General features: G+C 37.5%; 15 protein-coding genes. All 15 read left to right on the plus strand.

What is annotated here, in order from left to right; all coding sequences use genetic code 11:
- Position 1: 1 nt before the first annotated feature.
- The 15 genes from N456_RS04100 to N456_RS04170 all read left to right on the plus strand — a co-directional run bounded on the left by N456_RS04100 (position 2) and on the right by N456_RS04170 (position 15,866).
- Positions 2–712: a lycopene cyclase domain-containing protein gene (locus N456_RS04100; RefSeq protein ID WP_062054194.1), complete on the plus strand. Its 711-nt coding sequence runs from the start codon at positions 2–4 to the stop codon at positions 710–712.
- 11 nt (positions 713–723) lie between these two features.
- Positions 724–1,242, plus strand: a complete 519-nt coding sequence (locus N456_RS04105) for a hypothetical protein (RefSeq protein ID WP_062054195.1) — start codon at positions 724–726, stop codon at positions 1,240–1,242.
- A gap of 27 nt (positions 1,243–1,269) precedes the next feature.
- On the plus strand, positions 1,270–1,731 hold the full coding sequence (locus tag N456_RS04110; protein WP_062054196.1) for a universal stress protein: 462 nt from the start codon (positions 1,270–1,272) through the stop codon (positions 1,729–1,731).
- Positions 1,732–1,747: 16 nt separating this feature from the next.
- Complete coding sequence (locus tag N456_RS04115; RefSeq protein ID WP_062054198.1) at positions 1,748–3,139, plus strand: NAD(P)/FAD-dependent oxidoreductase; 1,392 nt, start codon at positions 1,748–1,750, stop codon at positions 3,137–3,139.
- A complete protein-coding gene (gene nhaA / locus N456_RS04120) occupies positions 3,132–4,445 on the plus strand; it encodes a Na+/H+ antiporter NhaA (protein WP_062054200.1) in 1,314 nt (437 codons plus the stop codon). The genes N456_RS04115 and nhaA overlap by 8 nt, the downstream gene beginning before the upstream one ends.
- Position 4,446: 1 nt before the next feature.
- Positions 4,447–5,460 carry a type II glyceraldehyde-3-phosphate dehydrogenase gene (locus N456_RS04125; protein ID WP_062054202.1) on the plus strand — a complete coding sequence of 338 codons (1,014 nt, stop codon included), beginning with the start codon at positions 4,447–4,449 and terminating at the stop codon, positions 5,458–5,460.
- An 11-nt stretch (positions 5,461–5,471) separates the two neighbouring features.
- Positions 5,472–6,533, plus strand: coding sequence for a class I fructose-bisphosphate aldolase (locus N456_RS04130; RefSeq protein ID WP_062054204.1), 1,062 nt, complete (start codon positions 5,472–5,474; stop codon positions 6,531–6,533).
- A gap of 11 nt (positions 6,534–6,544) precedes the next feature.
- Entirely contained in the window at positions 6,545–7,900 is a 1,356-nt protein-coding gene (locus N456_RS04135; protein ID WP_062054206.1) for a dicarboxylate/amino acid:cation symporter, read from the plus strand.
- On the plus strand, positions 7,897–8,817 hold the full coding sequence (locus N456_RS04140; protein ID WP_062054209.1) for an alpha/beta fold hydrolase: 921 nt from the start codon (positions 7,897–7,899) through the stop codon (positions 8,815–8,817). The genes N456_RS04135 and N456_RS04140 overlap by 4 nt, the downstream gene beginning before the upstream one ends.
- Positions 8,804–9,778, plus strand: a complete 975-nt coding sequence (locus tag N456_RS04145; RefSeq protein ID WP_062054431.1) for an ATP-dependent 6-phosphofructokinase — start codon at positions 8,804–8,806, stop codon at positions 9,776–9,778. Before N456_RS04140 ends, N456_RS04145 begins: the two co-directional genes overlap by 14 nt.
- Positions 9,775–10,125 carry a phosphomannose isomerase type II C-terminal cupin domain gene (locus N456_RS04150; RefSeq protein WP_062054211.1) on the plus strand — a complete coding sequence of 117 codons (351 nt, stop codon included), beginning with the start codon at positions 9,775–9,777 and terminating at the stop codon, positions 10,123–10,125. Before N456_RS04145 ends, N456_RS04150 begins: the two co-directional genes overlap by 4 nt.
- A gap of 10 nt (positions 10,126–10,135) precedes the next feature.
- Positions 10,136–11,206, plus strand: coding sequence for a glycoside hydrolase family 130 protein (locus tag N456_RS04155; RefSeq protein WP_062054213.1), 1,071 nt, complete (start codon positions 10,136–10,138; stop codon positions 11,204–11,206).
- Positions 11,203–13,527, plus strand: a complete 2,325-nt coding sequence (locus N456_RS04160) for a glycosyltransferase family 4 protein (protein WP_082422422.1) — start codon at positions 11,203–11,205, stop codon at positions 13,525–13,527. The genes N456_RS04155 and N456_RS04160 overlap by 4 nt, the downstream gene beginning before the upstream one ends.
- 64 nt (positions 13,528–13,591) lie before the next feature.
- Entirely contained in the window at positions 13,592–14,860 is a 1,269-nt protein-coding gene (locus tag N456_RS04165; RefSeq protein ID WP_062054215.1) for an MgtC/SapB family protein, read from the plus strand.
- A gap of 10 nt (positions 14,861–14,870) precedes the next feature.
- Positions 14,871–15,866 carry a 2-hydroxyacid dehydrogenase gene (locus N456_RS04170; RefSeq protein ID WP_062054218.1) on the plus strand — a complete coding sequence of 332 codons (996 nt, stop codon included), beginning with the start codon at positions 14,871–14,873 and terminating at the stop codon, positions 15,864–15,866.
- Positions 15,867–15,877 lie beyond the last annotated feature (11 nt).

A 15,877-nucleotide genomic window follows, 5' to 3' on the forward strand; every position in this document is an offset into this window, starting at 1 on the left:
TATGCAATACGTCTGGTTTATATGGTCACTAATTATTCTTGCACTTTGGGCAATAATCTACCTGTCAAAAAAAGCGTATAGAAAAGAAATGCTCAAAATGAGTCTTATTACAATGCCCTTTGGTTTAACAGAACCATTGTTTGTGCCAGAATACTGGATGCCACCGTCACTTTTTAATTTGGCAGAAAAAACAAGTTTTGATATCGAAAGCCTTATTTTTTCTTTTGCCATCGGTGGTATTGGCGTGGTACTTTATAATCTAATTTTTAAACAAAACCTTATTGAAGTAGACCATACAGAGCGAAATCACAGAAGACATCTTTTGCATAAATATATCTTATTTATACCTGCTGTAGTTTTCCTTTTTCTAGCAGTTTTAACAACACTTAATCATATTTATTGTGGCACTATAGCAATGTTCATCGGTGGTCTATCCACGCTATACTGTCGCCCAGATTTAAAAAGAAAGATATGGGTTGGGGGCATCTTGTTTACCATACTGTATTTCATATACTTTGGAAGTATTCTTCCATTTTACCCCCAGTATGTGGAACTATATTGGAATCTCGACAATCTCACCCATATTCTAGTCTTAGGAATCCCAATTGAAGAATTACTTTTTGCCTTCACCTTTGGAATGTATTGGTCTGGCTTATACGAACACTTGTATTGGCATAAACTAATTAGCCTAAATAAAACTCATAATCAATAATAATTTAAAAAATGAAACGAAGACATTTTAAACAACCGAACAATGAACCCATAGTAGTAACAGTAGAAAATCCAAGCGGAAGAATCTACAAGCTATTAATCAGTATTCTATTTTTGATTTTAGCCTCAATAATACTGCTTTCGTGTTCCAACCAGAAAAAAGATAAGGCTGAAACAGCTACGCTTGCAGTCACTAAAACAAAACCCATTCAAATGAATTCAGCTGTTGCTTCTCAAACAACTTATGAAATAGTACCGAATGAAAAAGTCTGTATGGTAAACGACAGGTTTATGGGTGTAAAACAAATACCGATAGATGTAGATGGTACAACCTACTTTGGTTGTTGTCAAGGCTGTGTTGAAAAACTTCAGAAAAACATTGACAATGTCCGCTTTGGAAGTAATCCGATTGATGATACAAAAGTAGACAAGGCCAACGCTGTAATCGTTCAGGATAAAAGTAAAGGGAGCGTCTTTTATTTCGCTTCAAAACAAGACGCCAAAAGCTTTATAAGTAAAAATAAAGCCTAAAATATTTCAATTAATAAACTAAAAATTATGAAAATAATATTGGCTCTAGACGGTTCAGATTTCAGTAAAGCAGCTGTTGAGCAGCTTAACAGAATAACCTTGCCACCAAGTACGGAGATTTGTATTATAAACGTTTACGAATTTCCTACAGCACTAGGCCCTGAACTGATGGCTACAGGTGGTAGCTTAAACAATTATTATGAAGAATTCATAAGCGGTGCTCAAAAATTGGGTGAAAAAATTGTTTCGGAAGCTAGTGACAACCTTAAGAATTTAAATAAGACACTTACCATAACCACCAGTGTTGTTAGCGGGCTACCCAAAAATGCAATTCTAGAAAAGGCTGAAGATTGGGATGCTGATTTAATTGTAGTTGGCTCTCAAGGTCAGGGTGCGCTCTCACGTCTATTATTGGGTTCTGTTTCACAATATTTAGCCACCCACGCTAAATGTTCGGTAATGATAGCAAGGGACAAAAACAACAGTTAGAGAATCTAAAATAATTATGGAAGATAATCACATACATAGTATATCATCAAAATCTACTTGTAAAGTAACAGATGATATATGCCTACCAGACACCAATTGGCCGCGTTTGGTTATTGTAGGCGGTGGTTTTGCAGGTTTGGCTTTGGTAGAAAAACTAAAGAACAAAAAGGTACAAGTGGTTTTGTTTGACAAAAACAACTTTCATCAGTTTCAGCCATTACTTTACCAAGTGGCAACTAGTGCCCTAGAGCCCGATAGCATCGTGTTTCCCTTCAGAAAGCAGTTTAACGGTTATAAAAACGTGGTTTTTCGATTGGCAGAAATAGAAGAAATTCAACCTACTTCAAATATTGTAAGAACCAATAAAGGAGATGTTCATTACGATTATTTGGTGTTAGCTACAGGAACAACTACCAATTTCTTCGGTATGGATAACGTAGCTGATAACAGCTTGGGGATGAAAGATATTCGCGATTCTCTCAATATCCGACATATGATGTTGCAAAATTTAGAGCAGGCTGCTATTACCTGTGATGATGAAGAACGTGATACACTAACCAATTTTGTGATTGTTGGAGGCGGTCCTGCAGGAGTAGAAATGGCTGGAGCTTTAGCGGAATTCTGTAAATACATCCTTCCTAAAGATTACCCAGAATACCCTTCAACTATAATGAACATTTATTTGATAGAAGCTAGGGGTGAGTTGTTAAGCTCGATGTCAGACAAGGCATCATCAAAAACCCTAAAATACCTAGAAGATTTGAATGTAAATGTATTACTCAATGAATCAGTAAGTAATTATGATGGCTCAAAGGTTATCACAAATCGTGATAACATCATTATGGCAAAAAATCTAATCTGGACAGCAGGTGTAAAAGGCCAGTTTCCAAAAGGTATTGACAAAAAATATGTTGTCAGAGGTAACCGTATTAAAACCAACCCCTTTTTGATGGTAGAAGATTATAAAAACATATTCGCCATTGGTGATATAGCGGCTGTAATTACCGAAAAAACACCAAAAGGGCATCCACAGGTCGCGCAAACAGCTATTCAACAAGGAAAGTACTTAGGTACATCAATCCTAAATATCATAAAAAACAAGCCTATTAAACCTTTTGAATATCACGATAAAGGTTCATTGGCGACAGTAGGTAAACGTAAAGCAGTAGCCGATTTAGGCAAATTCAGATTTGGTGGTTATTTCGCTTGGCTACTCTGGTCTATCGTTCACCTTATGTCCATTAGCGGCTTTAGAAATAGATTGATGGTTGGTTTTAATTGGGCGGTAAGCTATTTCACTTACGAAAAGAGCAACCGCCTGATTATTAGAAATTTCAACAAACCATCAGAATCAAAATCCAAAATCAATTCGCAACCCGCAGTAAAAAAAATAACAATCAATGACTAAAAGTACTGCACATAATAGCGTCTGGAACATTACGAATAAAGTATTTAGTAACACAGGAATTGTGCTTTTAATAGCAGTAACAATAGCTATGCTTTGGGCAAATTCACCTTGGCAAAGCACTTACCAAAATATTCTAAATACTACTATTTCATTTAGCATCGGTAATTTTCAATTGACCGAACCATTACTACTCTGGATTAATGATGGATTAATGGCTCTGTTCTTTCTTCAGGTTGGTTTAGAATTAAAAAGAGAAATATTAGGTGGAAAACTATCAACACCTCAAAATGCAGTATTGCCTATTGGTGCCGCTATTGGGGGAATGGTTTTTCCTGCCCTCATATATTTTATCCTCAACACTACCGGTGAAGCTTCACAAGGTTGGGGAATACCTATGGCTACCGATATTGCTTTTTCTTTAGGTGTACTAGCTCTTTTCGGAAAACGCTTACCCATTGCATTACGTGTCTTCCTAGTAACACTTGCTGTCGTTGACGATTTAGGCGGTGTATTGGTAATTGCACTTTTTTATACTTCTGGTATATCCACTATGGATTTATTTCACGCCTTTCTTTTCTTTGGATTACTAATTATTGGCAATTATGCTGGAGTACGAAAAACTTGGTTCTATGCCATTATAGGAATAGGTGGTGTTTGGCTAGCTTTCTTCTTCTCAGGAGTACACCCTACTATTGCTGGCATACTAACAGCCCTAGCTATACCAGGTCGTGTAAAAATAAACGAGGCTACATTTTTACAACGCCTTGCGACATTACACAACAAGTTCAATAAAGAAAAACCTGTAAGAGGTTCGCTAATTTCTCATTCCCAATTAGAAATACTAGAAGAAATCAAAACTACAAGTTCAGAAGCTGAAACACCACTCCAAAAGCTTGAAAATGCTTTAAATCCATTTGTGAATTTTATCGTACTACCACTATTCGCTTTTGCTAATGCTGGTATTCACCTACACGGCAAAGTGTTGGAAGTACTTACCCATCCGATAAGTCTAGGAATAGGTTTTGGTCTCATATTCGGAAAGTTTATTGGTGTCGTCTTATTTTCAAAAATTTTGGTCTTTCTAAAATTAGCAAAACTTCCTAAAAACATTACTTGGTATCACATCTACGGAATTGCCTTTCTAGCTGGTATCGGGTTTACAATGTCCCTTTTTATAAACGAATTGGCATTTGCCGATGAGGAATTTATCTATACCGCTAAAGTCGGCATTTTATTTTCTTCAATAATTGCAGGCATTATCGGTTCCATCATTTTAATAAAAAATCAAACACTTAAAACAATATAATATGAAAAGAATAGCAGTAATAGGATACGGAGTAATAGGAAAAAGAGTGGCCGATGCAATCAACCTACAGGATGATATGAAGCTTTCTGGAGTATGTGATATCATAAGCGATTGGCGCATTCAAAATGCGGTAAGAAAAGAGTACGATATCTATTCAGCAACTGATGAAGCTGAAGACAAAATGAAGTCTGAAGGCATTACAATAAAAGGAAATATGCAAGAACTTTTAAATAAGTCAGACCTTGTTGTGGATTGCACCCCTAAAAAGATTGCAGCTCAAAACGTGGCAATCTATAAGGAACAGAACATCAAATTCATATTGCACGGTGGCGAAAAACACGAAACCACGGGGCATTCCTTTAGTGCCGAAAATAATTATGAATCGGCGTTAAATAGAGATGCGACCAGAGTAGTCTCTTGCAATACAACCTCTATATTAAGAACGTTAACCGCGTTAAAAAGAGCTGATTTATTGGATTATGCCAGAGGGACGCTTTTAAGAAGAGCTACAGACCCTTGGGAAAGTCATTTGGGTGGTATAATGAATACAATGGTTCCCGAAAGAGATATCCCGAGCCATCAAGGTCCGGATGCTAAAAGTGTCGACCCAGAATTGGACGTGATTACTTCTGCGGTAAAAGTCCCTGAAACCCTCAGTCATATGCATTATTGGAATGTGAAGTTAAAAAAGCAAGCCTCGAAAGAAGAAGTTTTAAATGCTTTTAAAACGTCTAGTCGTATAAAGTTTATTCAATATGACCAAGGCCTAGTCTCAAACAATACCATTAAAGAAATGTTTTTGGATATGGGAAGACCTTGGGGCGATATGTATGAAGTTGCACTTTGGGAAGATATGCTAAAGGTAGTGGGAGATGAACTCTTTTATGCCTATATCGTGGATAACCAAGCTATAGTAATACCAGAAACTATAGATGCTATAAGGGCACTTACTGGAATAGAGGCAAATGGGACTAAATCTATATCTAAAACCAATGAAAGCTTAGGTATACACTAATTCTTATCAAAATGAAAACAAGCAACAACATTATAGAAATATTAGGCGAAAAAGCACCCTATTATTTAAATCACATCTGTGAAAAAATAACAAAAGATGAATTACTAACACCAAGTGATAATAGCCTTGACAAGGTTTTTATTAATAGCAATAGAAATCCACAGGTACTACGCAGTCTTTCACAGTTGTACGGTCACGGAAATCTGTCAGGAACTGGGTATTTAAGCATCCTGCCTGTTGACCAAGGCATTGAGCATAGTGCTGCTTTCTCATTCTATAAAAACCCAGATTATTTTGACCCAGAAAACATTATTAAGCTCGCTATAGAAGCTGGTTGTAATGGAGTAGCATCAACCTTTGGCGTTTTGGGACTAAATGCCAGAAAATATGCCCATAAAATACCTTTTATTGTGAAGATTAATCACAATGAACTACTTACCTATCCTAATAAATATGACCAAACACTATTTGATAAGGTAAAAGCGGCTTGGGATATGGGAGCCGTTGCTGTGGGTGCTACTATTTATTTTGGTTCTGAAGAAAGCAATAGACAGCTCAAAGAAATTTCAGGAGCTTTTGAAGAGGCTCATAATCTGGGTATGGCAACCATCTTATGGTGCTACACCCGAAACGAAGCATTCAAAACAGAAAAAGAAGATTATCACGCAGCTGCCGATGTAACTGGTCAGGCAAATCATTTAGGTGTAACCATACAGGCAGATATTATTAAGCAAAAACTTCCAACCAACAATTTTGGTTTTAAGAATATCGATTTCGGTAAATATGATGATGAAATGTATGAAACGCTCACTACAGAACACCCTATTGATTTATGCAGATTACAAGTAGCAAATTGCTATATGGGAAAAATAGGATTGATTAATTCAGGTGGTGGCTCTAAAGGGGAAACTGATTTAACTGAAGCTATTACAACAGCAGTAGTTAATAAGCGTGCTGGAGGCTCAGGGCTAATATTAGGAAGAAAGGCTTTTCAAAAGCCTTTCGGTGAAGGCGTTGAATTATTGAAGTTGGTTCAAAGTGTTTACTTGGATTCAAAAATCAGTATAGCATAACAAAATAGGAAATGTTTGACACGGAGATAAAATCACTTAAATCACTAAACGACTATCTGGTAAAACTGGTAGAGAATCGCCTATGGCTCAAAGTAATTATCGCTTTGTTTCTAGGTGTTGGGTTTGGTTTGCTCTTGAGTCCTCAAAATGGTTGGATATCTAAAGAAACAGCTGACGTGGCAGGTAATTGGCTAGCACTTCCTGGTGTACTTTTTCTAAAGTTGGTTCAAATGATTATGATTCCTTTGATTGTTGCATCTATCATCACTGGTATTGCAAGTAATGATAAGGGCAGCCTAAAAAAATTAGGTGGTGGTGTGTTACTCTATTTTCTAGGCACTACTATAGTTTCGGTAAGTCTTGGTACCATTATCTCTCAGCTCTTCAAACCAGGACGCTTCTTGCACCAACAGGCACTAATTGAGCACAACGATTTACCATCTGTTAACTCAGAAGACACTGGGTTGTCATTCGGCCTAGAAAACATCCCTGACGCTATATCAAATTTGCTTCCAGAAAATCCTTTGGCCTCAATGGTAAGTGGTGAAATGTTAAGTATTGTGATTTTCACAATCATTATTGGTGTAGCTGTGCTATCACTTGAGGATTCTTTACTGCGCCCAGTAAAGCTTCTTTTAAGTGCCATACAGGAAGTCTGTATGACGGTAGTAAAATGGTCAATGCTTCTAGTACCTATTGCCGTTTTTGGTCTTATGGCGCAGCTTACCTCTAGTGTTGGATTAAGTTCCTTATCTGGTCTAACATACTATGTAGGAGTAGTACTTCTTGGCCTTCTATTGTTGGTGATTTTCTATTTAGGACTTGTTGCACTATTGGGAAAAACAAACCCATTTCAATTCCTAAAAAAAATAAGGGATGTACAACTATTGGCTTTTTCAACGACAAGTTCTGCGGCTGTGATGCCCTTATCACTAAAAACCGCTGAAGAGGAACTACAAGTAGACAAGACCATCAGCAATTTTATAATTCCCATTGGTGCTACAGTTAATATGGATGGAACTGCACTCTATCAAACCATAACTACGCTGTTTATCGCTCAAGCCTATGGCTTGGAAATGAGTTTACTAAACATCATAGTGGTCATCGTTACCATTGTAGCTGCATCCATTGGCACACCTGCTATACCAGGTGGTGGTGTAGTTATTTTGGCTTCAGTACTCAGTAGCGTTGGCATACCCTCAGAAGGCATAATCATTATTATTGGAGTAGAAAGGCTGTTAGGAATGTTCAGGACTGCTGTTAACGTAACTGGTGATTTAACTGCTTGTGTAGTCTTCAATAAGTTTTATGGTAAAACGCCAATTTTAGTAAATAGAAATATAGTAAATGAAAGTTCAAAACAATGACATTACTACTCATATCCATAGTGTTTATTTTTCCTGTTATTGCTATAGCAGGTTATCAACATTACAAGATTGGTAAGCAACCAGCTTTTGATGCCAACAAAACTTTATTGAACTATGAAACAATAGGTTCTGGAGAGAACAAACTTGTTTTGTTGCACGGTTTAACAGGCTCGTTGAATTATTGGAAACGCGAATTAGAAAGCATAACAAAAACACATTCATTGCTTTTGATAGACCTTCTCGGCTTTGGTGATTCGCCAAAACCAAAAAGTGATTATTCCTTATCGGTGCAACTGCAAGCGTTAGAATTGATTTTAAAAAAAGAAGGGTTCAATGATGGAAAAACAACTATCGCGGGACATTCAATGGGAGCGATAATTTCATTAGCACTTTTAGAGAAATATTCTCATTGGTTCAAGGCAGGAATTTTTATCGGCATACCTGTTTATAAGGATGCAGATGAATTTAAAAAAGTAATGTCCACACATTCCTTTGTGGATAGAATTTCGTCAAGTAAATTCTCAAAATACATCTGTATGATTCATCCCATATTTATGTCACGTGCATTCAAGCCCGATAACCTAACGGATGAAGTTTATGAAGATGCAAAAAAGCATCATTGGATGAGTTATTATTATTCGCTCACTGAAGTCATCTTGAAAACAGATTTATATGCGATGGCAAGGAAAATTAAGGATAAAGACGTGCTTTTTATCCACGGAGAAAAAGACATCACGGCACCTTTAGAAAATGCCTTAAAATTATCAAGGGAATTTAAAAATGCACACCTGATTACTTCATCGGAAGGAGACCATCAATTCTTTTTGAAAGAAGCAGAATTTGTTTGGAGCACAATCCAAGATTTTACTATTTCAGAAAAAAAGTTACAAAAAACCATATCTAATGAACACTATTAAAATTAAACATATAGGCGTATTTACATCTGGAGGCGATAGCCCTGGTATGAACGCTGCTCTGTACGCCATTGCCAAATCCGCTGAAGCAAAGAGTATAAAAATTAGTGGTTTTCGAAAAGGGTTTGAAGGGTTGATAGATGGGGATTTAATATCCTTAAAATCACACGAATTACAAAAGTTAGTACACCAGGGTGGCACTGTCCTAAAAACAGCACGGAGCAAGCGATTTCTGGAACTGGAGGGTCGAAAAAAAGCATTGCAAACCATAAAAGCGAACAACGTAGATGCCCTAATTGCAATTGGCGGCGATGGCACATTTAAAGGTCTATTGGCTTTTTCAGAAATATGCGATATCCCATTTATAGGTATTCCTGGGACTATCGATAATGATATTTCCGGTACAGATTACACCCTTGGTTTTGATTCCGCAGTAAATACAGCCATTGAAAATATTGATAAAATAAAGGACACCGCCGAATCCCATAACCGCGTATTTATTGTTGAAGTAATGGGAAGGGATTCAGGTTATATCGCTATTCATTCGGGATTGATGGTAGGTGCAGATGCCATCCTAATTCCAGAAAGCGCAAAAGACTTTATATACCTATTGGACAAGGTTAAAAACTACGATAGCGAAGATGCCTTCCTTGTCGTGGTTTCTGAAGGTGATGAAATAGGTGCTGAACTTGTTTCCTCAAAAATAAAGGAGGTTAATCCCGATGTCGATTTACGAATCACCAAACTTGGCCACGTACAGCGAGGCGGAAATCCTTCTGCTTTAGATAGAATGTTGGGAATTAGACTTGGAGTGGCAAGTGTAAACGTTCTTTCAGAAGGTAAAAAGAACGCGATGGTTGGAATTTTGAATAATCAATTGCATTTAACCTCTTTTGAAGAAGTAGTCAAACAACATCAGGTAAATACTGAATTATATGAACTTTTAGAACTATTTGGAAAATGAAAACCTATAAAGAAGAAAGACCATGGGGAAACTTTGAACGCTTTACCCATAATGAGATAAGTACCGTAAAAATACTTACGGTCAATCCAAACGAAGAGCTAAGCCTTCAGTATCACCACAACAGAGAAGAATTCTGGAGAGTGCTTGAAGGAACAGGGAATTTCGTCATCGGCGACAAAACAACTGTGGGCCAAAAAGGGGATGAATTTTTTATCCCAAAGGAGACCGTACATCAAATAAAAACAGCCAATGCCTCCGTGAGCATACTTGAAATAGCTTTTGGGAATTTTGATGAAAATGATATTGTAAGGCTAAAGGATAAATACAACAGGAAAGACCCAAATTAAATATAGCAATATGGAACATATACATCAAATCAATACCTGGATAACAATAGAAAAAAAAGGAATAATGCTTAGTCCCACTAAAAATCCTTTTGAAAACAACGGCGTGTTAAATCCCGGAATATTTCAAGAAGGTGAAGAAGTGCATATCTTTTACCGTGCGGTGGAAGATGGCAACTACTCTACCATTGGATATGCCAAAACCAACGAACATTTAGATATTATAGAGAGGAAAACAAGCCCCTTGATAGGGCGTAATTTCGACTATGAAAATCACGGCGTGGAAGATGCACGTATCGTTAAAATTGAAGATACTTTTTATTTAACATATACAGCTTATGATGGCGTAAATGCCATGGGTGCCTTGGCTACCTCCAAAGACATGATAAATTTTGAGAAAAAAGGTATTATTACGCCGCCCTTGAATTACAAGGAGTATAAATTTCATTTAGAACATTGCAATCAGGATAAACTCAATCCAAAATATTTCCATTACTACAACCTTTTTGCCCAAATAGGTATGGTAGAGGAAAAACATAGGTTATTGAGGGATAAGGACATCGTACTCTTTCCTAGAAAAATCAACGGGAAATTCGTAATGCTTCATCGTATTTGGCCTGGAATACAAATAGTCCAGTTTGAAAGGTGGGAAGACCTTACCAAGGAATTTTGGGAAGACCACATAAAGAACCTTACCAATCATATCCTTATGGATCCATTGTACGATTTTGAAGTGAATTATCTGGGCGCAGGATGCCCGCCCATAGAAACAGAAGATGGCTGGCTCATAATTTACCATGGTGTTTGTGAAACCCATATTGGTAGAACGTATCATGCGGCCGCAGCACTATTAGATATAAACGAGCCAAAAAAAATAATTGGGAGGCTGCCGTATCCATTATTCTCACCTTCTGAGGAATGGGAACTAAAAGGGGTGGTAAACCATGTAGTATTCCCTACGGGAACTGCGCTATTTGGAGATAACCTCCATATTTATTATGGGGCGGCAGATAAACATATTGCTGTGGCTAAACTCAGCCTAAAACAATTATTGGATGAACTAAAAAAGACAATGAAACCATGAAAAAGCTGAAAATATTATTTATCTGTTCCTATCCACCCCGGCAATGTGGCATAGCGACATTTTCAAAAGACCTTATAACATCCCTTAAAAACAGTTTTGGTGCTTCAATGGATATAGAGGTATGCGCTCTGGAAAACGATTGTTGCGACATTGATGAATATCCCACGGAAGTCTCATATATAATAGAGGCACAAAAACTGAATTCCTTTTTTAAAGTTGCCGATAAGTTGAATGAAAGGGAAGATATTGGGATGGTTTGTGTACAACACGAGTTTGGACTTTTTGGAGGGGAATACGGAAGCCATTTGGTAGCATTCCTGCTCCGTCTTAACATCCCTATCTCTTGTGTGTTCCATACCGTATTACCCAACCCAGACTTAAAGCGATTGAAAGTAATGCAGGCACTGGATGATCTGAGCGAAAAGTTTATTGTACTCACCAATAGGTCCGCCGAGATACTGGAAAAAGATTATTCCATAGAAAAAAACAAAATAAAGGTTATACCACACGGGACACATATTGTACTGTGGAAAGAGCAGCAAGCCCTTAAAGAGAAGTATGGATTTCAAAACAAGATGGTGCTCTCCACCTTTGGCCTGCTCAGTAAAAATAAAGGAATAGAAACGACGCTTCGCGCTCTGCCCAAAGTACTCAACAATTTCCCAGACACCATCTATCTTGTATTAGGTAAAACCCATCCGGAGGTAGTAAAAAATGAGGGTGAGACTTATAGAAAATCACTTATGGAACTCGTAAATCAGTTGGGCCTCAATGAAAATGTTATCTTTATTAATGAGTATTTGGAACTCAAAACATTACTAGAATACTTGACGCTTTCTGATATTTATATATTTTCTTCAAAAGATCCCAACCAAGCGGTAAGCGGTACCTTTGCGTATGCAATGAGTTGTGGCAATCCCGTTATATCAACCCCAATTCCCCACTCTAGGGAATGCCTGGATCCCAGTACTGGTATACTGTTGAACGGTTTTGAAGATGCTTCGGAAATAAGTAACGCCATTGTTGACTTATTGAAACAACCCACTTTAAGAACCTCAATGGGTAAAAATGCGTTTACCCAAATGCGCGCCTTTAGTTGGGAAAATGTAGCGCTAGCTTATGCTGATGTCTTTCAGGAATATTTAAAAAATCAAAACCCACTGGAATTTGTGCTGCCCACCATTAAAACAGAGCATATTGAAAATATGACCACCAACTTTGGCATCCTTCAGTTTTCAAGTTTTGATGAACCAGACCCATCCTTTGGCTATACGCTTGACGATAACGCAAGGGCCTTGATAACCATGCTAATGTATTATGAACAGAAAGCTTCGAAAAAAACTCTTCAGCTAATAGAAATTTATTTGAACTTCATCATGTTTTGCCAGCAGGAAAATGGGGAATTCTACAACTATGTAGATTACAATGAAAACTTCACAGACCAAAACTCCGAAGTAAACCTTGAAGACTCTAATGGCAGGGTTATATGGGCACTGGGGTATCTATTTTCGGAGGCATCACAGCTTCCTGAACATTTAGTGATAAAAGCCGAAAGCTGCTTTAAAAAAGCCTTCCCAAACATAACCAATTTTAGATCGCCAAGAGCCTTGGGTTTTGTGCTAAAAGGCCTTTACTTTTATCAAAAAAACAGAAAAGAAACAACCTATACTGCCATAGCACAAAAACTGGCCGATGAGCTCTTGCGCATTTTCCATATAAGTGCCGACAACCAATGGGAATGGTTTGAAGACTACCTTACCTATGCGAACAGCGTCTTGCCCGATGCCCTGTTATATGCTTGGCGAATTACCAAGGATCAAAGGTATAGGGAAGTTGCCGAAATTACGTTCGACTTTTTGCTGTCTCAGTATTTTATGAAAGGGCAGATAACGGTAATTTCCAATGATGGCTGGTTCCATAAAAGGAACAAACGTGTTTTCTACGGCGAACAACCCATTGAAGTTGCTTACACCATCCTTTCTTTGGACCTGTTCTACAAGGTTACCCAGAAAAAGAAATATGCCCAGCAACTGCATACGGCGTTCAGTTGGTTTTTAGGCAACAACCACCTTCAGCAAATTATGTACAATCCGGTAAATGGCGGGTGCTATGATGGCCTTGAAAGTGAAAACGTGAACATTAATCAAGGGGCCGAGTCCAGTATCTGTTATTTAATGGCCCGCCTTATTGTTGAAAAATATCCTTTGGGGATAAAACAGACCATAATGCCACCCAATATTAAAATCTGGAATGAATTGGGTGCAATAAAAACAAGGAATAAAAATTCAAAACATAAAAATGAAACAGTAAGTGGAAAATAGTGCAGCCCCCCTTTGACCATAAGGTTTTTCTGTAAAAATCCAATAAACAATTTAAATTACAATAATGACAGAAGCTTTTAAAAATATCAACCCATTTATCCTCGGACTACTCATCAGTATGGGAATTGGTCTTATTCTGGGATTGGAACGTGAATACGATAAACTGAAAGAGGAACAAGGTTTTGCCGGCATAAGAACATTCCCAATTGTCGCCATCATTGGTTTTATCTTGGGAAATCTTTCCACAGCCTACACACCTTGGTTGGTCATTACAATCGCAGCTGCCTTTCTTTTGTTTTTGTCCTTAAGCCATCTTTCCATAGTGCAAAAGCATATTATGACTGGTATTACCACCAATATGGCTTTATTCGCTACATTGATTTTGGGGGTTATGGTTGCTAATCATTTGCACAAGGAAGCCGTTGCTACGGCTGTAGTTATAGTTACTTTGTTATCATTAAAAACAACCTTTAATACCTTCATTAAGAATATAACTTCAGAAGAACTTTATGCCTTTATTAAGTTTGCAATTATTGCGCTTCTTATTTTGCCTTTCTTACCAAATCAAGATTATGGCCCAGAAGGTTTGCTAAACCCTTTTGAGATTGGAGCAATAGTAGTGATTGTCTCTTTTCTGAATTTTATCGGCTACTTCCTTGTAAAATATGTAGGTTCAAAGCGTGGTATATTGCTCACTGCAATTTTGGGCGGCTTGATTTCAAGTACCGCAGTATCGTGGATATATGCTGCGCGAAGTAAGGAATCGCCTGAACTTTCTAAAGAATATGCTGCGGGTATCATCATAGCTTCGGCCATAATGTTTCCTAGGCTTGCCATTCTTGCCTATATTTTTAATACTGCCATACTCTCTTATTTGGCCGTTCCCTTTACCATCCTAACATTGATTTGTTTGATAAGTGCCATCTTATTTATTAGAAAGAATACTGAAGTCTCAAAAACAGCAATTGACCTGGGTAACCCACTTAATATATTGAACGCCCTTGGCTTTGGTGGTATTTATGTGGTAATCCTATTTGCAGTTTTTTATGGAAATCAATTTTTTGGGGAAAGCGGTTTATACTATTCAGCGCTAATTGCAGGATTGGCAGATACAGATGCTATAACTATTAGTATGGCAAAATTTGGCTCTTTGGAAGACAAACTCGCTCTTGCCACCAATGTCATTATAACAGCAACTATTAGTAATATGATTGTGAAACTAGGCATTACTTATTTCAAAGGTTCAAAAAAAGCGGGGAAACTGGTAATGCTCATTTTTGGAAGTGTCGTTGTCGTTGGTATGGCCTATATATTAATACAATTCGGAATTTAAAAATAGAAGAATGAAAACAACCATATTTAGCACCCATAAATTTGAAGAACCATATCTGGTAAAAGCGAATAATGGTAAACACCAATTAAAACTGTTAGAAAGTCGTTTAACAGAAGAAACTGCTATTCTGGCTACTGGCTCTAAAACCGTAAGTCTATTTACGGGTGATGATGCGTCTTCCAAAGTTCTTGAAAAGCTAAACGCTTTAGGTGTTAAGCACCTCGTGCTACGGTCAGCCGGTTTCAATCACGTCGATTTAAAAAAAGCATCAGAACTTGGAATAAAAGTGGCTCGTGTGCCAGCATATTCACCGTATGCCATTGCCGAACATACTATGGCGCTGATACTCGCATTAAATCGAAAATTAATTAAAGCGCACAATAGGGTTCGCGAACAAAACTTTTCATTGAACGGCCTGACTGGTTTCGACCTCAATGGAAAAACCGTCGGTGTCATCGGAACAGGAAAGATTGGGTCCGTGCTTGTAAAGATTCTACACGGCTTTGGATGCAAAATACTTGCCCAAGATGTCATTGAAGATCAAAATCTAATCAATTCGTATAATGTAATCTATACCAATTGTGAAACCATTTGCAAGCAATCTGATATTATAAGCCTGCACGTACCATTAACGGCTACAACCAAACATTTAATTGACAAAGAACACATAGCACTTATGAAACCTGGGGTAATGCTTATCAATACTGGTCGTGGCAGATTGGTGGATACCAAAGCAGTTATCGTAGGATTGAAAACCAAAAAAATCGGCTATTTCGGGATTGATGTGTATGAGGAAGAAGAAGGTTTGTTCTTTGAAGACCATTCCAATGACATTTTGCAAGACGATGTCATTGCCCGATTAATGACCTTCAACAATGTTTTAATAACCAGTCATCAAGCCTTTTTAACCGAAACAGCTTTGGCCAATATTGCTGAAACAACCATATATAATCTGGATTGTTTTGAAAAACAAATACTTTCTGGAAATGAAGTTACCATAGAATAATATACAAAATA

This window comes from Aquimarina longa SW024 (genome assembly GCF_001401755.1).
GTDB classification, from domain to species: domain Bacteria; phylum Bacteroidota; class Bacteroidia; order Flavobacteriales; family Flavobacteriaceae; genus Aquimarina; species Aquimarina longa.